This is a genomic window from Vibrio sp. MM46 (assembly GCF_027587135.1).
In the GTDB taxonomy this organism is placed as follows: domain Bacteria; phylum Pseudomonadota; class Gammaproteobacteria; order Enterobacterales; family Vibrionaceae; genus Vibrio; species Vibrio harveyi.
This window is the reverse complement of sequence record NZ_JAPPTO010000013.1, coordinates 167,096-185,356: the sequence shown is the minus strand read 5'-3', so window position 1 is coordinate 185,356 and position 18,261 is coordinate 167,096. Positions and strand designations below refer to the sequence as shown.

At 43.6% G+C, this 18,261-nt stretch carries 13 protein-coding genes and 1 pseudogene; 4 read left to right on the top strand and 10 right to left on the bottom strand.

The window, feature by feature from the left end; genetic code table 11:
• Positions 1-7: 7 nt before the first annotated feature.
• The 3 genes from OH459_RS16205 to OH459_RS16195 form a co-directional block, all read right to left on the bottom strand.
• A complete protein-coding gene (locus OH459_RS16205; protein ID WP_005446775.1) occupies positions 8-1,105 on the bottom strand; it encodes an amino acid ABC transporter permease in 1,098 nt (365 codons plus the stop codon).
• Position 1,106: 1 nt separating this feature from the next.
• A complete protein-coding gene (locus OH459_RS16200; protein WP_005446776.1) occupies positions 1,107-2,312 on the bottom strand; it encodes an amino acid ABC transporter permease in 1,206 nt (401 codons plus the stop codon).
• Positions 2,313-2,392: 80 nt separating this feature from the next.
• Positions 2,393-3,421 carry an amino acid ABC transporter substrate-binding protein gene (locus tag OH459_RS16195; protein ID WP_005446777.1) on the bottom strand — a complete coding sequence of 343 codons (1,029 nt, stop codon included), beginning with the start codon at positions 3,419-3,421 and terminating at the stop codon, positions 2,393-2,395.
• Positions 3,422-3,882: 461 nt separating this feature from the next.
• On the opposite strand from OH459_RS16195, the gene OH459_RS16190 reads away from it, so the two are divergent.
• Positions 3,883-4,803: a precorrin-2 dehydrogenase/sirohydrochlorin ferrochelatase family protein gene (locus OH459_RS16190; RefSeq protein ID WP_005446778.1), complete on the top strand. Its 921-nt coding sequence runs from the start codon at positions 3,883-3,885 to the stop codon at positions 4,801-4,803.
• A gap of 157 nt (positions 4,804-4,960) precedes the next feature.
• On the opposite strand, the gene OH459_RS16185 is transcribed toward OH459_RS16190, so the two are convergent.
• Positions 4,961-5,443 carry a YajQ family cyclic di-GMP-binding protein gene (locus tag OH459_RS16185; RefSeq protein WP_005446779.1) on the bottom strand — a complete coding sequence of 161 codons (483 nt, stop codon included), beginning with the start codon at positions 5,441-5,443 and terminating at the stop codon, positions 4,961-4,963.
• A gap of 32 nt (positions 5,444-5,475) precedes the next feature.
• Positions 5,476-6,528, bottom strand: coding sequence for a 3-deoxy-7-phosphoheptulonate synthase (locus OH459_RS16180; protein WP_005446791.1), 1,053 nt, complete (start codon positions 6,526-6,528; stop codon positions 5,476-5,478).
• A 396-nt stretch (positions 6,529-6,924) separates the two neighbouring features.
• Between OH459_RS16180 and OH459_RS16175 the strand changes: the two genes are divergently transcribed.
• Positions 6,925-7,416 carry a DUF4442 domain-containing protein gene (locus OH459_RS16175; protein WP_017818121.1) on the top strand — a complete coding sequence of 164 codons (492 nt, stop codon included), beginning with the start codon at positions 6,925-6,927 and terminating at the stop codon, positions 7,414-7,416.
• A gap of 25 nt (positions 7,417-7,441) precedes the next feature.
• Here OH459_RS16175 and OH459_RS16170 read toward each other — a convergent pair whose 3' ends face one another.
• Entirely contained in the window at positions 7,442-8,794 is a 1,353-nt protein-coding gene (locus OH459_RS16170) for a hypothetical protein (RefSeq protein WP_005446794.1), read from the bottom strand.
• Between the two features lie 183 nt (positions 8,795-8,977).
• Here OH459_RS16170 and OH459_RS16165 point away from each other — a divergent pair, with 183 nt between their 5' ends.
• Positions 8,978-9,814 carry a CvfB family protein gene (locus OH459_RS16165; protein WP_005446795.1) on the top strand — a complete coding sequence of 279 codons (837 nt, stop codon included), beginning with the start codon at positions 8,978-8,980 and terminating at the stop codon, positions 9,812-9,814.
• 616 nt (positions 9,815-10,430) lie between these two features.
• On the opposite strand, the gene rsmF is transcribed toward OH459_RS16165, so the two are convergent.
• The 4 genes and pseudogenes from rsmF to OH459_RS16145 form a co-directional block, all read right to left on the bottom strand.
• Complete coding sequence (gene rsmF / locus OH459_RS16160; RefSeq protein ID WP_269987674.1) at positions 10,431-11,870, bottom strand: 16S rRNA (cytosine(1407)-C(5))-methyltransferase RsmF; 1,440 nt, start codon at positions 11,868-11,870, stop codon at positions 10,431-10,433.
• A 134-nt stretch (positions 11,871-12,004) separates the two neighbouring features.
• Positions 12,005-14,564 (bottom strand): annotated as a pseudogene (locus OH459_RS16155) (MlaD family protein).
• Complete coding sequence (locus OH459_RS16150) at positions 14,557-15,804, bottom strand: paraquat-inducible protein A (RefSeq protein WP_026000329.1); 1,248 nt, start codon at positions 15,802-15,804, stop codon at positions 14,557-14,559. Before OH459_RS16150 ends, OH459_RS16155 begins: the two are co-directional and overlap by 8 nt.
• Positions 15,805-15,828: 24 nt before the next feature.
• Positions 15,829-17,625 (bottom strand): ABC transporter ATP-binding protein, encoded by a 1,797-nt coding sequence (locus OH459_RS16145; protein ID WP_005446800.1) that lies wholly within the window; start codon positions 17,623-17,625, stop codon positions 15,829-15,831.
• 92 nt (positions 17,626-17,717) lie between these two features.
• Here OH459_RS16145 and OH459_RS16140 point away from each other — a divergent pair, with 92 nt between their 5' ends.
• Positions 17,718-18,191 carry a GAF domain-containing protein gene (locus tag OH459_RS16140; RefSeq protein ID WP_005446801.1) on the top strand — a complete coding sequence of 158 codons (474 nt, stop codon included), beginning with the start codon at positions 17,718-17,720 and terminating at the stop codon, positions 18,189-18,191.
• Positions 18,192-18,261 lie beyond the last annotated feature (70 nt).

Here is an 18,261-nt window from a genome sequence, read left to right as displayed (position 1 = left end):
TGATGAGTTATCGTTTGTGACCGGTATGCAATTTGTTTTCAAGCCATATCGAGTAACGTGACATGCCAAAACAAAATACCCAAAACACTAACGCGACAAATACATAACTTTCTGTTGCGAAGCCTAGCCATTCAGGGTCGGTATTCGCAGCTTGCCCAATGCCCAGTACGTCAAACATACCAATAATAAGCACAAGACTGGTGTCTTTAAAGAGACCGATAAAAGTGTTCACAATAGAAGGGATAGTGATCTTAAGCGCCTGTGGCAAAATGATCAGTCCCATCTTCTTCCAATAGGTAAGACCGAGAGCGTCTGCCGCTTCATATTGTCCTTTCGGGATCGCTTGCAAGCCACCACGTACCACCTCTGCCATGTAAGCCGCACTGAACATAACCACACCGATAAGTGCACGGATTAGCTTGTCAGTTTCTGAGCCTTGAGCCAAGAACAGAGGTAACATCACTGATGCCATGAACAGTACAGTAATGAGTGGGACACCACGCCACACTTCGATGTATACAGTACAGATACTGCGGATGATTGGCATATCTGAACGTCGACCCAGGGCAAGCGCAACACCGATTGGAAGGGAGACGACGATACCAACGAGTGCAATGATCAAGGTTACTAGTAGACCACCCCATTTGTGCGTTTCAACCACTTCAAGACCGAATACTCCACCATAAAGCAAGGCTGCAATAATGAATGGGTAAATGTTTACGAAGAACAACCAAATCCAAATGCGTTTCGGCGTTTTCTCATAAGCAAGTAGCGCAGTAAAAATCGCCAATGTGATGTAGAACAGGCGAGGGCGCCAGAGTTCCGCTTCCGGATAGAAGCCATACATGAACTGTTCCCAACGGACGCTAATAAAGACCCAACATGCGCCTTCACGTGTACAGTCGTCTCTCGTTGTGCCAACCCAGTCTGCATTGATAAACGCCCAATCAACAATGTTCCAAAGAGCAGAAAATACGATATAAGCCAGAATCAACGTCACGATGGAGTTGATTGGTCCATTGAATAGATTTTTGCGTAGCCAACCTACGACACCAACAGTGTTTGCTGGCGGCGGGAGATCAGGCTGAAATTGATGTGTACTCATATTATCTCTCCACCAGCGCAACTTTACGGTTATACAAGTTCATTAACGCAGAAGTGATTAAACTCAACGTCAAGTAAACGCCCATGGTCATCGCGATAATTTCGATCGCTTGTCCAGTTTGGTTCAGCGTAGTTCCTGCGAACACAGAAACCAAATCTGGGTAACCAATCGCCATTGCCAGGGAAGAGTTCTTTGTTAGGTTCAGGTATTGGCTAGTAAGAGGAGGGATGATGATACGTAATGCCTGAGGGATCACGACCAGCTTCAGAGTTTTTGTGCGTGGTAAACCAAGCGACATTGCTGCTTCAGTTTGACCATGACTCACAGCGTTAATACCAGAGCGTACAATCTCTGCGATAAACGATGCAGTATAGACGCTTAACGCAAGTAGAAGTGCAGCCAGTTCAGGAATGATACTGATACCACCTCGGAAGTTAAAACCTTTTAATTCTGGGTACTGCAAAGAAATTGGCATGCCAGCAAGGAAGTAAACCACTAAAGGAAGCGCGATTACTAAGCCAAATACGATGCGACCCATCGGAGTTTGTTGACCTGTTAAACGTTGCTTGTTGTTCGCCCATACATTGATCAAAATGCTTGCGATGATACCTATGACTAGTGCCGCGACGACGAAGCTACTACCAGCCTCCATGACAGGTGCAGGGAAATACAGCCCGCGTACATTCAAAAAGATAGCTTCGCCAAGGCTCATACTTTGCCTTGGTGATGGTAGAGCTTGAAGAACCGCGAAATACCAGAAAAAGATTTGCAGAAGTAGTGGGATATTTCGGAAAGTTTCAATATATACCGCTGCTAATCGGCTCACCAACCAGTTTGATGAGAGACGAGCGATACCCATAACAAAACCAATAACGGTTGCTAGGACAATACCTAACACTGAAACCAGCGCCGTATTGAGTAGACCAACGACGAAAGTACGCCCATAAGAAAACGTTTCGTCGTATTCGATAAGAGTCAGACCAATACCAAAGCCTGCTTCTTGATTAAGAAAACCAAAACCTGTTGCGATACCACGGGCATCAAGGTTCGTCAGTGCATTATTAATGATTGTGTAAAAGAAAAATACCAGTGCAGCTACGGCAATGATCTGGAAAATAGCGGAACGAAAAGCTGGATTATAAATCAGGCTCTTACTTCCGCTTGGTTTGGACATCGTACTTGGCGATGTATCATTCGTCGGTTTCATACAGCGATAACCTCAAACCCTTATTTATAGATTCACTCACGAAAAAGGGCGGCATAAACCGCCCTGTGATAATCGTTGTATTAGCGGATTGGTGGTGCGTACATGAAACCGCCCGCATTCCAAAGTGCATTCACACCACGAGAAATCTTCAGAGGTGAACCTGTACCAACCGTACGCTCAAAGCTTTCGCCGTAGTTACCAACTTGCTTAATCACTTGGTAGCCCCAATCGTCGCGAATGCCTAAACCTTTACCCTTCGGACCATCTACGCCAAGAATACGTTTGATGTTTGGATCTTTTGATTTCAACATCTCATCGGCATTTTTAGAGGTAATGCCGTATTCTTCCGCGTTCACCATCGCAAACAGAGTCCACTTCGCAATATTGAACCATTGATCGTCACCTTGACGTACAACAGGACCTAGAGGCTCTTTAGAGATGATTTCAGGAAGAACGTTAGCTGAAGAAGGGTCTTTCAAGTTCAGACGTAGCGCATACAAACCAGATTGGTCTGTCGTTAGTACGTCACAACGACCAGCATCAAAACCTTTAGAGGTTTGCGCTGCCGTATCAAATACTACAGGTTTATACGCCATACCTTGGTTACGGAAGTAGTCCGCAAGGTTAAGCTCGGTAGTGGTACCTGACTGCACACAAACTGATGCGCCATCAAGTTCTTTCGCACTTGAAACACCAAGATCTTTCTTAACCATGAAACCTTGACCGTCGTAATAGTTTACGCCAACAAAGTTCAGACCAAGAGCCGTATCACGGTGTAGAGTCCAGGTGGTGTTACGTGAAAGCACATCGATTTCACCCGATTGAAGCGCAGTGAATCGTTCTTTCGCGGTTAGGGGTACATATTTAACTTTTGTTTTATCCCCAAGAACGGCTGCAGCCAGTGCTTGGCAATATTCTACGTCGATACCTTCCCATTCACCTTTTGAGTTAGGGTTTGAGAAACCAGGTAGACCGGTACTTACGCCACAAGTAAGGAAGCCTTGTTTCGTGACTTTGTCCAGAGTAGTGTCTGCTGCTTGAGCTGAGGTAGCCATCATTGCAGTAGAAGCCGCTACGACGGAAGCAAGAACTGTTAGTTTGTTTGCCATTTGTATCCTTCCTGTATGATCCATGTTTAATCAGGAGCGACCTGATACAACGTGTCCAATTCGTTAGTGTTTTCGTCCTACATGATTGATTTTCGAAGAAACGGCAATCGCTAAATCAATCAGTTATAAGCGTAGGAAAGGATTTGCTAATTCTCAAATATATAATTTAAAAAGAGTTTTGGAGAGAAGTCACAAAGCGCCTTGCGATTTAGGATGACGAAATGTTAATTGTTTGTAAATAGTGCAACTAATTGCCAGATTGGTGCATCAGAACAATCGATAAAAGAGTGATTAAAACAGAAGGATAAAAGTTTGTTATTAAAAGTGTCATTAGTGTAGGGTGGCTATGTCAGCCGAAAATTTGAACAAAAATTATTTGTGAAGCCGAAACAAGGTGAAGTGGTTGCCCCATTTTTGGTAGCATGAATTTAGACAGTTATTTGAAGTGATCATGGATTGAAATGCGATATTTTCCTCTGTTCTTAGATTTAGTAAATAAACCAGTATTGGTTGTTGGTGGCGGTGAAGTAGCAAGCCGCAAAGTGGAAGCATTGCTCAAAGCCGGAGCAGACGTCACGATTGTCTCCCCAAGCCTTGTCGACTTTCTTGATAAGCTTGCTCAAGAGCAGCAAGTGCGATGGATTCAACGTTTTTATTCAAGTGACATTGTCACTAACTCATTCATTCAAGTATGGGCGACAACGGATAACCCGGAGCTTAACCATCAAGTGTATAAAGACGCAAAAGAGTTAGGTATTTTAGTAAACGTCGTCGATGACAAACCTTATTGTGATTTCATTACGCCTTCGATGATTAACCGCGGTCGTATTCAAATTGCCATCTCGAGTGGCGGTGCATCTCCAGTATTGATCCGAAACATCCGTGAAAAGCTAGAAGCCATCCTGCCGCAAAATATGGGACTGATGGCAGAGTTCGCCAACTCAAAACGTAACTCTATTAAAGAGGCATTACCAAGTGTCGATTTGCGTCGTAAATTTTGGGAGAACTACTTTTCGCACCCCGAGGTGGAAAATGCACGTGATAACCGTGAGCTGGAAACCATCTATCAAGAAACCATGACTAAGCCATTAGACGAGACAGGAAGCTGCACTTGGATTCAGGTAGGTAAAGACGTTGAAATGCTGCCTATTAAAGCCGTGCGCTACATGCAGCAGGCGGAGTTAGCGCTTCACTCAACCAAATGCGAAGCAAATGTGATGGAGTTAGTAAGAAGAGATGCGGAGCGTGAGGCATTTTCGAGTGCAACAGAGCTCTCAGATATGCTCAGAAAAGCCAAAGAAGAGAAGCTTCGTGTTTGTATCTTCGTTCCTTATGGAACAAGTGAGTTTTCACTTCTGCAAGGGCAAGACTTGGTAATCTAAGCTTTGTTATCTAGATACAAGTTCGTTATCTAAATTAGTTATCAAAAATAGACGCTTAGATTACTCACAACACATACAAAAACGCCGACGAATATCTCGCCGGCGTTTTTTATTCCACTGTTCTCATTCTCTACATTAAGAGAGTAGGAGAGCGCAATTAATCACGGAAGTTGTTGTACTGGAATGGGATACCCATCTCAGCTTCACGGATCGTTGCAATCGTTGCTTGCAGATCGTCACGCTTCTTACCCGTTACGCGCAGTTTGTCGCCTTGGATAGATGCTTGAACTTTAAGCTTCGCGTCTTTGATTAGTTTAACTAGCTTTTTCGCGGTAGGCGTATCGATACCTTGGCGGAACGCAATGTTTTGGTGCCAGTTCTTACCCGTCGCTTCTGGATTTTTTGCATCCATAGCGTTCGCATCAATGTTACGCTTCGCCAAGTGGCTACGTAGGATGTCACGCATTTGCTTTAGCTGGAACTCGCCTTCTGCTGACACTTTTACATTTTCTTCTACTAGCTCAAAGCTCGCATTCACATTGCGGAAATCGAAACGAGTAGACAGTTCACGGTTAGCGTTATCAACCGCGTTACGTAGTTCAACGGTATCGATTTCTGAAACAATATCAAACGATGGCATGAAGATTCCTTGATTATCTTGTTATAGGGAAATTACTTACTGGATTTTACTGCGGCTGCCAGCATGTCTAGCATCGTTTCAGTATCATCCCAACCTAGACATGGGTCAGTAATCGATTGACCGTAAGTTAGGTTGTTAATATCAGTCATTGGCTGATTGCCTTCAATAATGAAGCTCTCTGCCATGATACCCGCAATGCGAGTGCTGCCTGATTTAATTTGTTCACAAATGTCTTGTGCAACATCAATTTGTTTGCGGTGTTGCTTCTGACAGTTCGCATGACTGAAGTCTACAATCAAACGTTGTGGTAAGTCGAATTCAGCAAGTGCATCACACGCTTGTTTTACAGACGCTTCATCAAAGTTAGGACCTTTCTCACCACCACGAAGAATGATGTGACCATAAGGGTTACCACTAGTGCGGTATACCGTCATACGCCCATTCTTATCTGGAGAGTAGAAGTAGTGTGATGCTTTAGACGCACGAATCGCATCAATTGCGATTTTTACGTTACCGTTAGTACCGTTCTTGAAGCCTACTGGACAAGATAAAGCAGAAGCCATCTCACGGTGGATTTGAGACTCAGTCGTACGAGCGCCAATTGCACCCCACGTAATCAGATCTGCAATATACTGACCTGTGATCATATCAAGAAACTCAGTAGCTGTAGCAAGACCAAGCTTGTTGATATCCAGTAGCAGTTTACGTGCTTTATGAAGACCCGCTTCAAGTGCGTATGAGCCATCTAGGTTAGGGTCAGTGATAAGACCTTTCCAACCAACAACAGTACGAGGTTTTTCAAAGTAAGTACGCATTACGATAAATAGCTCGTCTTTGTACTTATCTTGGATATTCGCAAGGCGAGTTGCGTAATCGATTGCCGCTTCAGTGTCGTGCACAGAACACGGACCAACGATAGCAAGGATACGGTCATCCTCACCAGTTAAAATCTTTTCAATTTGACGACGAGATTGAGCGATGCGATCAGCTACATCATCAGTGATTGGATGTACGCTGCCTAGCTCTGCGGGTGTCGGCATTGGACCCAAAGGTTGGGTTCTCAATTCATCTGTTTTTATAGGCATGTTATAGCTTTATTCTCTATTGCGAAGCGGTAAAGATAACGGAATTATAGTTAGGAATAAACCGTTTCACGGGATTCTTATCTGTTAAATACCGAAATGTATGTAATGCTGTGGCTATTCATTAATGATAGTTATGTATAAATGACAAAAACCGATAAGGAGATCAATACATAGTCGTTTGAATTTATAACTACTTTTTCTATTCGATAACACGTATTTTTGCAAAAAGAAGCTTGGAGGCTAGGTATTCTGGGTGTTTCATATCCAACTTTAGAACTCGATAGAAAGAAACCGTTTGCGAAATTCCGTAGCTAGATCGATTTGTTATTAACAATTCTTTGACATTTTGGTGCTTCATTGATTAACTGGTCAGACTAGTTTGGTAAGGAGACCAAAATGTTATCTGCTGTTCGCCGTGCAAACCTTTATCTCAACTTATTCGGTTTTTCAAAAGTTCCGCTCATTTGGTTATGCCGCCCGAAAATTCTTGCGATCGATGATCAACATGTGGAGGTTAGAATCCCACTGAGAAGAAGAACCAAGAATCATCTTAACAGCATGTATTTTGGCGCGCTTGCCGTTGGTGCTGATGTGGCAGGTGGTTTTCTTGCGATGAGTAAGGCCCAAGAACAAGGGGAGCGCATTTCTCTGGCATTTAAAGGAGTAACGGCTGAGTTTTTAAAACGCCCTGAAGGCGATGTGCATTTTGTATGTTACGATGGTCCTTTGATTGATGAAATGCTTCGTATGACTCTAGAAACAGGTGAACGTATCAATCGAGATGTTAAGATCACCGCATTGTGTCCAAGTATTAATGGTGACGAACCAATGGCGGAGTTTTCCTTGACGCTTTCCATAAAAAAAGCAGCTCAAAGACAAGCTGCTTAATTTCTCAATAACGACTTATGACGTTCTAGTTCAATTCTATTTTCTCAATAGACACAATCTTCGAACGGTTTAAAACCACTTTCCAACGATAGTAAACAGGTTCATCGGTGTGGTTGTCTTCTTTGACAATCACATTGAGCAAGTGGCGTTTCTCAACAGATTCCTTACTCACTTGCCCTTCGTTTAATCGATATACGCGGTTCGAGCTTTTGTCCATTAAACGAATAATCGGGCGTAAACTCATGTTTAATGTCTCACGAGTTTGCTCGTAACCACTTAAGAACAATGATGTCGCCATCTCTGTTTTCGCATGATAGTGAAGGATTTGTTCTTCCCGTTGAACAACTCGTTTTTTACGAATGTTCTGAATACGATCAGGTAGGCTTGAAAGAGAACGGTAATCTAACCATTCCAATTTACGACCCACAACTTTCTTTGTCGTTGGGTCCATGTACTTCTTACGCCACTTTGGCTTACCTTTGCGGATCCAACGCCACATAGCGTCGCGCAGGTCATCTTTAAAGATTTCACGTAGGGCGTAGATAAACGACATCGCGATGATGAAAGATGCAGAAATCTCTCCTAAGTAATCTCGGGCAAGAATAACGGTACTCGTCACGACCACCATCACCAGACCTGTTGCGATGCCTTTAATCGCTCGTTTGATGTTATTACCCATCGACATCGTTTTTTCACTCAAAACGATAGGGTGTTCAATCAAACGTCTTAACAAACGCATTTTGTTCGATAAACGAGTCACATCTTCAACAACGCTTGCAGAGTTGTAATTGTTTAGCTTTCGGTGCGCTTGCTCTTTCTCACACAGTGTAATCAAGCGTTCCTTGATCGTGCTGTAATCTCCTTCACGAGGCAGGTGAGCAACAAGGGATAGGAATTTTTGCTCTGTGTACCAAGACAAGTAATTATCGATGTTAACGTAGTAGCGCTTAAGGTTTTCCTCATAAGGAATCGAACGGCGAAGACGTTTAAGGATGTCGAGCGTCAGTTCAATGACTTCATCTACTTCCTCTGCCGTGACGCTGTCACTCTCATGTTTATTTAGTGCGGCAACAGCTTTGTCGAGCGCGATAACGTATTGATACGCAAACAAACTCAAACTTACACGGTACTGACGGTTAGATAAGCGTCCACGTTTGGCTAGGCGACTGTGGACCAAAGGAAGCAGTACTTCAGTACTGTAATAAGATCGTTTTTGCGTGATCGAAGTGTAGTAGAACTCAGACTCACTGATGATGTCGGAATTTAAACCTAACTCACCAGGGATGAAAATATAGATATCAAGGTCGAGCGTTTTACTCTTTGCCAACGCATGGCTAATTTTTAAAGTTACCGAGTCTTGTTTGTCGACAGTGACCAAGGAAAGCTCCTGATTTTGCTAAAGCATCCTATACCCATAAGCGTCCGTTAATTGAATTAACTTAAGATCGGACTAGGATAAATTGTTGAACTAACACAGCATAACAGAGAGGTTTGCTTTTCTCTCTGATTTTCTTGTTAGTTTGGGTATAATTCCCTGTAAATTTAAAAAGAGACAAATTCGATGATTAAAATTGGTCAAATTAACAGCTTAGAAGTCATTAAAACGGCTGATTTTGGCGTATTTCTGGATGGCGAAGACTACGGTTCTGTATTGCTGCCTAATAAGTATGTACCTGAAGGTACAGAACTTGGCGCGCACCTAGATGTATTTCTTTACTTTGATTCAGAAAGTCAGCTAGCTGCGACCATTGATAAACCAATCGCTCAAGTCGGCGAATGGGGACTAATGAAGATCGAAGGCATCAATAAGACTGGTGCGTTCGTAAACTGGGGTATTAAAGAAAAAGACCTTCTTATCCCATTCAGTGAGCAACGCGCTCGCTTTACTGCAGGTCAAAATATCCTAGTTTACGTTTATACAGATAAGGCATCTGGTCGTATTGTAGGTACAACTAAGTTCAATAAATGGCTAGATAAAACGCCGGCTAACTACGAAGTGAATGAGCAAGTTGATCTGATTATCGCAGAGCGTAGCCAACTTGGTTATAAAGCCATCGTGAACGGCGAACACTGGGGCATGATCTTCCCATCGGATGTGTTCGGTAAGCTGTTTATTGGTAAGAAGCTGAAAGGTTACATTAAGCAAGTTCGTGAAGATGGCAAGATTGATCTAGCGCTACAAAAAGTTGGCGTAGCGAAGATGGATGATCTTTCTAGTAAAGTGATTGAGTTACTAGAAAAAAAAGGCGGCTTCTTGCCTCTAAACGATAAATCTTCTCCTGAAGCGATTTTTGAAGCGTTCCGCACCAGTAAAGGTACTTACAAGAAAACCATTGGTGGCTTGTACAAAGCAGGTAAGATCGTTATTGAAAAAGACGGTATCCGTTTAGCCGAGTAAACAGATTCACAGCTGATGAAAATAGTGTTGGCTGGTGGACTAGTGAGTTTTTCCTTTTGGGTAATTATACCCAAGTAACCTCGAGATGCTAGGTTCAGCGAGAATGACTTGGTTTGTAGACGCGGCGGCGATTTAAAGATCTAGTCATTCTAAATCAAGAATCGGCAACAAAGTATACAAGCCAAGGCAGCTCGCCCTTTGGGAGCGTGTCATTGACCCGATTGCTACGTCAAACAACTTGGAAAGAGCTAGCTATTACACTGCGTTGTTTTCCTTACTCTCGAATCAATGACAACGCTCTGAATCCTGCATCTTGAAGTCACTTGGGTATAGCTCATATAGGGAATGCATCAGTCAAAAAAATGGCCCAAACTCGTCCTTATTTTGGGCCTAGGGGAAACGGCTCCTTTATAGAGCCTGCGCTAAACTTTTTGACCAACACATATTGTCGGTTAAACATAGAGAGAAATGCCGTTTCAAAGCGATGCTTTGATACATTCAGTTTAGTACAGGGCACTCGGATCGCTAGTGAACCCAGTTCCAATCATGCTTTAGAACCAAAAAGCCATCGTAAATACGATGGCTTTTCATTTATTTATAGTATTTCACTTTGCTACTAAAATAAGTTCTTATCTCGCACTAATTCACGTGGAAGACCATTTTTAACGCGGTTACTTACCCATTTCCCAAGACCAATAATCGCGCCTTCGTACTTCACGAGCACTTCGCCTTTACCCGTTTTCATATCTGTTGGAATGTTTTGCGGGCGAACATCGCGACCCATGTACCATTCTCGAGCTTCTTCAATCGTTAACTCAATTGTGTTTTTCTCGTTACCAGTTGCTAGAGCAGTTGCCACTTGATGTTGCCAGCGGTAACCGTTTTTGTGCGCTTCGGCGATTTTAATGCCCATACGCGAAAAGCGTAATTCGCCAATCATAGGTTCTAGCGCGTCAGGGAAAAGCCAAACGTCTTTATCGCGGATCCAAACCGTGCTGTCATCTGGTAGTTCGATGCCCATCGTGTTTTGTAACTGCTTAGCGATTTCTGCTGATTCTTTGTTAGACGCTTTTACAAATGGGAATTTACCCATACGTTTTTTTACTTGTGGCGCTTCTACTGCTGCAAGCTTACGAATTCTAGCTACGAAGAAGCCTTCACAGTCATAAACCTGAGGGAAGATATGTAAGAAGCCTTCTTCTGTTAACGCCGCTTCTGCATTTTCAAACAGATCTTTTAAGCTCTCGAACTGAACTGCGTCACCAAAAGTTTCTTTAAGGTGATGGCAAACCTGTTGGTTCTCTTCGGTACTCAACGTACAGGTTGAATAAACCATCACGCCACCTGGCTTAAGAGCGTGGAAAGCACTTTCAATCAGATCTTTTTGTGTGTCTGCAATTTCAATCACCGACGCTTGCGTCCAGTTCTTCATTGCGTCTTCGTCTTTTCGAATCGTACCTTCACCAGAACATGGCGCATCCAATAGAACCGCGTCAAATTGTTCTGGGAGCCAGCCACCAAACACACGACCATCGAAGTTACTTAGCGCCGCATTTCGCACGCCACAACGCTCTATGTTGGCATGAAGTACTTTTACACGACTCGCGGCGTATTCATTCGCGACCAAAACGCCTTCGTTGTTCATCAACGCAGCAATTTGCGTTGTTTTAGAACCAGGGGCAGCTGCGGTATCGAGAACCGCGTCGTAGGATTCATCATCCATGAACAGGGCAGAGACAGGCATCATTGAGCTTGCTTCTTGAATATAAAATAGCCCTGACATGTGCTCAGCAGTGTTACCTAGTGGGACAACAACCGATTCATCCGCTTCGATCCAAAAACCCGTATCACACCAAGGAACCGGAGAAAGCGTCCAGCCTTTTGATTCTGCACGTTCCAAAAACGCTTCTACGCTGATCTTCAACGTATTAACACGAATACTTTTGCGTAATGGCTTTTGGCACGACGCGATAAAGTCTTCCATGTTGAGGTGAGCAGGGAGAATAGTTTGGATTTTTTCCAGAAAAGCTTCTGGGATGTAAACGTTAGAATGCAAAGTGAAGTCTCGATTGCAGAATTTGCCGCAAATAATATACGAAAGCGGATCAGAAACGAATAGCCAGCAAGGTTTGAGCAATAAAAAAGAGCAGCGATTGCTGCTCTTTACGTCGATAATTTTCTCTAAAAGCACTATGGTTTTGGAATAGCAGTGCGCCACTGAGTCCAACTCTCTTCTGCTTGAGGGTATAAGTAGAAAGATTGCCCTTGTTTTGCCGCTGGTGGAATTTGTGATTGCTCAGGGGTTGAGAAAGCAATGCCGCCACGAACTAAGCTGTCAAATGTACCTGCTTTGATGTTTGCGCCTCCTAGACCAATAGAGACATCTACGCCTGAGACATTCCAGAACACACTGTTTTGACGAACAAGATATGCATATGCGGGCTTTATCTCGATTTTTGTTACCACTCGATCAGCAAACTCACCCAAGCTGACACTCGTTACACTGCCTACTTCCATTTGTCGATATAGGATAGGGGTTCCAACTTGAACTGAACCACGTTGCTCACTTTGCAGTGTGAATGACACTCCTTGTTGTGCTTGCTGGCTTTTCGCTAAATCAAACTTGAATTTCGCGGCGCCATTACCAGGTTCAACACTGATGGATTTTGATACTAACGCGCCTAAGTTCTTCACGCCACCCAGCCCAATTTCAGGTTCCGTTAGCCAGAAGTGTGACCCGGTAACGGCGATATTGTCGACATATTCAGGAAGAATGCGCGCGGTGACTTCCACCATTTCACGACGAAAGTTTGGAACGACTAGAGTAACTTCACCGACCTTAACACCTTGATATTTAATTGGCATACCTTTGGTTACTTCTTGACTGCCATCGGTTTCTAACGCGATAACTCGACCAAACTTACGTGCTTGGTTCTGATCGTTGTATAGCTTCCAACGTTGACCCACTTTATTCTCAATGCCCGGAATGGAGTCAAAAGCAATACCACCTTTGATCAAAGTTTTAAGAGGGTGAGCTTTGACGGTGATACCAGCAAGAGAGGCATCAATCTCTACACCAGAACGGTTCCAAAATACCGTCTGTTCACTGAGTAAGTGCGCGTATCGATTTTCAATGGTTGCTTTGACGATCACGCCACCATCGACCAGATTGAAATCAGATACGCTGCCAACTGGCAAATTGCGGTAGAGCAGAGGGCTACCTTTAGAAATCGGTGGTAACTCAGATGCAAAGAGAGTCAGCGTCTTAGAGCCAGATTGATTGTACTGTGCAAGCTCCGCTAGAGAAGCGCTCTGGAACAATTGGTATTCTTTCTGGATTTGTTCTTGTCCTTGGCTAACGAAGCTGATTGAACCAGTGAGAAGCTGCTTAGCTGGAGGTACTGTGACACTCAATCCTGACTCTGTAAGTTCTGCAGAAGCACTGCCTGTCACGTAGAAACGGTTGTTCGATTTTATTAGATGCTTGTACTCATTGTCGATAAGGACATCCATGAACACTTCATGCTTTGCCGCTTGCGCTTGTTTTTCATCAAGCAAACCGACTTTAATGATCGAGCCAACGACAATGCCTTTGTAAAGTACGTTTGCACCGCTGTCTAAGCCAAAGGAGTTATCAGAAACGAGGCGAATTGCAATCGACTTCTGCTGTTGCTGATTAAATACATTCTGGCGAATGGCAGTAAATCGTCGAGATCTTTCACCTTCACCCGGGACGATGGTTAAAAAGTTTCCGCGGACAAGGTTTGCGATATTCTCAACACCAGAAAGGGAAACTTTTGTTTCTTCAAGAACAAAACGTGTGCCAGAAGTCAACATATCGCTGAAAGCAGGTTGGATTGCAGCAGACGCTAAAATCACTTCACGACCTTCAGATAGGCTTAAATCGGTGATTTGTCCTACTTCAATCCCGCGGTACATGATAGGTGCGCCTTCGCCGCTAATTTTGTTGTCATCAGGAAGCGCGATTTTGATTGGAATACCGCGCCCCGCAGTTTTAAGGTCTTTATAAAGACGGAACTCGGTATTCTCTTCAACGGGTTCGCCATCATCTGGCGAGTCAACAGCAATAGCGCCACCAAGTAGGGTGCTGATACTGCTCTTGTATATTGGCTTGAATGGTTATGGACTTCGCATCATCATTCAGTTGATAGCTGAACACTTCACCAATCGGAATCTTTTTGTAGACGATTTGCGAGCCAATAGAAACGCCGCCCAAGTCTCGGCTTTTCAACTTAATGTTCAGACCTTGAGTGACTCGTAAGTCGGTAGGAGCCGATTCCAAAGCATGAAAAGTGGTTTCAAACTGTTCACCATCACCTGGCTGGATAGAAATGTAGTTACCAGAAACCAACGCATCAAGACCAGACACGCCGGTTAAACTTGCTGTTGGTTTTACTAACCAGAAACGCGTTTTATCGTTCAGCAGTTTCGTCGCTTCAGGGTAGATATCAGCGTCGACATAAATGCTGCCTAAATCTTCAGACAGGTTAATGTCGCGCACCATTCCCACTTCTAAACCTTGATAGCGGATAGTGGTTCGTCCAGCGACCAAACCCGCAGCATCGGAAAAATAGATTTGTACACGCTGTCCTGCGTCATGAATTGATTTCACAACAAGCCAGCCAGCTAAGACCATAGTCAAAATCGGCAACAACCAAAGGGGAGAAATACCTTTACTCCTCTTTACATCTGGCACATATGACGTTTGAGAACTGTTCTGATCACTCATTAATTGACTCTTTTTCTGATTGTGTTGGGGCTTGGTCCCAAATAAGCCTTGGGTCAATGCTCTCCGCCGCAAGCATTGTTAAAACGACCACCAGACCAAACGCAACAGCGCCATAACCCGGTGTGAAGTCGAGAATTTGTCCACGATCGACCAACGTCATCATGATAGAAATAACAAACAAATCCATCACTGACCATTTGCCGATCCATTTTACTGCAAAGTAAACCATCATTCGTTGTCTTCTAAACACCGAACGTTTGAATTTGATACATAACAAGATGTAAGTCAGGCCGAGAATCTTAGCCACAGGAACGACGATACTGGCAACAAAAATGATAACCGCGATTCCGTACATACCGTTTTTAACTAAGCCTGCCACGCCTGAAAAAATAGTGTCTTCCAAGCGCTTACCGTTTGTCAGCAAAATTGAAATCGGAATCAAGTTGGCAGGGAAGATCGCAATCGTCGCTGCAATTAAATATGCCCACGTTTTTTGGATAGAATTTGGTTTACGGTGGTAAAGCGCGTGATGGCAACGATGGCAGTTTTCGCCTTCAGGTTGCGATAAGTGGCACTCGTGACAATGCACATCTTTGTGTTCGAAGTCGTAACTGTTTTCAGGTTGCCATGCTTCCCAATAACGACGAACACTAATGCGAGAGATCAACAGAACCGTAAAAACTTGTAATAGAACAAGACCAATTAAGCCCGGTCCAACAAAAATATCGGAGTAATCTTGCAGCTTAAAACAAGAGATTGCGATGCTCACAAGGAACACATCCAACATTACCCAGTGTTTTAGGTGTTGGATTAACCATAATGAAACGCGAAGCCCTTTAAACCAACGTTTATGCAACGACCAATGTGCCGTTACGACAGAACTGCACACAATAAGTGGGGCAAGAGAACTACAAAAAAGAATGAGGATAGAAAGGAGGACGAAGCCCTCTTGAAATAACGTTATCATTCCAGATGGCAGTGTCGCCGGAATCATCACACCGAATAGCCGAATACTGATGAAGTTAAAAAAGTGCGAAGGTATAAAAAGTAGAATACAAGTAACAGCGATAGCGAGATTACCAGATAGGCTAGGACTACCACCACGATAGAGCTGAGTACCACAACGTGGACAATGTGCATTTTTGCCATTAGGTAGATCGACGATATCGACAGGCAATTCGCAACCTTGGCACAAGCGGACGCTATTCGGTTGCATGGCGTGTTTAGACAGAGAGGTCACAACGACCTCTCTAAACTGAATGGTTTAAGCGTGGGACTGAATGCCACCATATAAGGTTTGATATAAGCCTTCTTGCTCAACGAGCTCACCATGGGTACCTGTTTGCGTCACTCTTCCATCTTCAAGCACATAAATCAAATCTGCTTGCTTCACCGCCGATAAGCGATGGGCGACAATAAGAGTCGTTCGACCGCGTAAGAATTCCGTTAACGCCTTATGCAAAGCCGCTTCAGTTGCGGTGTCCAGTGCTGACGTTGCTTCGTCTAGGATAACAAATTGTGGGTTGCTCAGCACCATACGTGCAATCGCTAAGCGTTGACGCTGACCGCCGGATAGGCGAATACCATTACGACCAATTTGAGTATCCAATCCGTGGTTAAGTTGCGAAATCACGTCCTGAAGCTGAGCGACTTCTAGTGCTCGCCATAATGACATTTCATCAAAGTCACCACCAAGGGTCAGATTATGCCTTAAGGTGTCATTAAATAGTATAGGTTGTTGTAAAACCACGGCAATTTTGTCGCGTATTACTTCAAAGCTGATGTCTTCTGTTAACTCATCATTAAAACGGATAGAACCAGAATTCTGACGGTAAACGCCGATCAATAATTGAATCAGGGTTGATTTACCACCACCACTCGCACCCACAAGCGCCACTTTCTTACCAGCAGGAATGTGCAACGAGAGATCATCCAACACCTTGTTTTCATTGTTGTATGAAAAATCAACATGTTCAATTTTTACATCAACCTCTCGATTTTCTTTGAAAGGATTTACTTTCGAAACAGGTCTATGTTCTTCTTCCAATTCGAGTAGATCATTAATTCGCTTAAGTGCCGCTTTTGCGCTGTACCAAGAGAATTGGATACCCAATAGTTCTTGAACAGGAGACAACATAAACCAAAGGTAACCAAACACCGCGAAAATTTGACCAATAGTAAGGTCACTGAACATTACCATTAGCATTGCAACCGCGCGGAACAACTCGAAACCGATTAAAAACAGAAGGAAAGAGACACGTCCCGCAGCCTCTGATTGCCATGCATACTTGTCAGCATCGATACGAACTTGGTCAGCGCTGCCTTTTAACTGCTGGAGAAACTCTCGCTCTTTATTAGCCGCTCGTAGTTGATAAATGCCGTCAAGAGTTTCGACTAAGCGGTTCTGGAAAATCTCAAATGAATGGTTTTCTTTGCGCTTAAGGTGCTTAACCATACTTCCCAGCTTACGTGAGAAGTAAATGACAATAGGGTTGACGAGAAGAATAAACAGACCCAGACGCCAATCGAGCCAAAGTAGCACGATAGCTGTACCAATCACCGTCAGTAGGCTGATAACAAATTTAGCTAATGTAGAACCAATAAATTTATCAATGGTCTCAATGTCGGTGATAAGGTGAGCGTTGATGCCACCACTGCCTTTTGTTTCGTACTGTCGAATGCTAATACGACCAAGCTTGTCGATCATTTTACTTCGCATTTCAAAGGTGATTGTCTTTGAAACCAAGGTAAATTGTCGGCTTTGAAGAATATTAAACCCTTGGCTTGCTGCCCTCATCAGCACAACCAAGAACAGAGTAAAGAAGATATAACCCGTAGGTGTGTGCCACGCTTCAGGTAAAACCGCGTTCATTGCTGCTAAGCCCGATGCCGGTTTGTCCAATAAGACTTCATCCACCATGAGAGGCATAAGAAGAGGGATTGGAACACTAATCAAGGTCGCAAGTACAGCTATCAAGTTCGCTAGAATCAGCTTGGACTTGTGCTTTTTCACTTGTGTTATCAACCAAGAACGGCTAATAGTGTCGTTTTTCGGATTCATTGTAATTGAGAATAAGTCCTATTAAAAAGTAGGGCTGCATTTTAGCGCCATACCAACAGAATGGAAGCCTAAATAAAAAGTAGGAAGTTAATATGAACATAGAACAATACCAAAGACTTACCAAGCAAGCAGTTGCGCTTATCGAATCAGAGAAAGACTACATCGCAAATCTTGCCAACATCAGCTCTCTTCTATTTATGGAACTTGAAGACCTGAATTGGGCGGGTTTTTACCTAACGAAAGGTGATGAGTTGGTGCTCGGTCCTTTCCAAGGTAAGCCTGCTTGTGTTCGTATCCCAATGGGACGAGGCGTCTGTGGTACTGCTGCACAAACTAACAGCGTACAAAGAGTATACGATGTGCATGCATTTGAAGGTCACATTGCTTGTGATGCAGCAAGTAATTCAGAAATTGTTATTCCTTTTACTATCAATGGGGAAGTGGCTGGCGTGTTGGATATTGATAGTCCAAATATCGGTCGATTCAATGAAATTGATGAAGAAGGCCTCACTCATTTTATGGCTGAAGTAGAAAAGCTGCTTAATTCGCACGCTAACGACGCATAAATTCGCCCTCGAGTGTGGTTTTTCCTTGGCATGTCACTATAATACGAGAATATTTTTTCTTAATGCTTCG

Excerpts from the sequence above, each read along its gene's own strand:
- OH459_RS16195 (WP_005446777.1), bottom strand. The coding sequence starts at position 3,421 with ATGGCAAACAAACTAACAGTTCTTGCTTCCGTCGTAGCGGCTTCTACT.
- OH459_RS16180 (WP_005446791.1), bottom strand. The coding sequence starts at position 6,528 with ATGCCTATAAAAACAGATGAATTGAGAACCCAACCTTTGGGTCCAATG.
- OH459_RS16140 (WP_005446801.1), top strand. The coding sequence starts at position 17,718 with ATGAACATAGAACAATACCAAAGACTTACCAAGCAAGCAGTTGCGCTT.
- OH459_RS16165 (WP_005446795.1), top strand. The coding sequence starts at position 8,978 with ATGATTAAAATTGGTCAAATTAACAGCTTAGAAGTCATTAAAACGGCT.
- OH459_RS16190 (WP_005446778.1), top strand. The coding sequence starts at position 3,883 with ATGCGATATTTTCCTCTGTTCTTAGATTTAGTAAATAAACCAGTATTG.
- OH459_RS16185 (WP_005446779.1), bottom strand. The coding sequence starts at position 5,443 with ATGCCATCGTTTGATATTGTTTCAGAAATCGATACCGTTGAACTACGT.
- OH459_RS16200 (WP_005446776.1), bottom strand. The coding sequence starts at position 2,312 with ATGAAACCGACGAATGATACATCGCCAAGTACGATGTCCAAACCAAGC.
- OH459_RS16205 (WP_005446775.1), bottom strand. The coding sequence starts at position 1,105 with ATGAGTACACATCAATTTCAGCCTGATCTCCCGCCGCCAGCAAACACT.
- OH459_RS16145 (WP_005446800.1), bottom strand. The coding sequence starts at position 17,625 with ATGAATCCGAAAAACGACACTATTAGCCGTTCTTGGTTGATAACACAA.
- OH459_RS16175 (WP_017818121.1), top strand. The coding sequence starts at position 6,925 with ATGTTATCTGCTGTTCGCCGTGCAAACCTTTATCTCAACTTATTCGGT.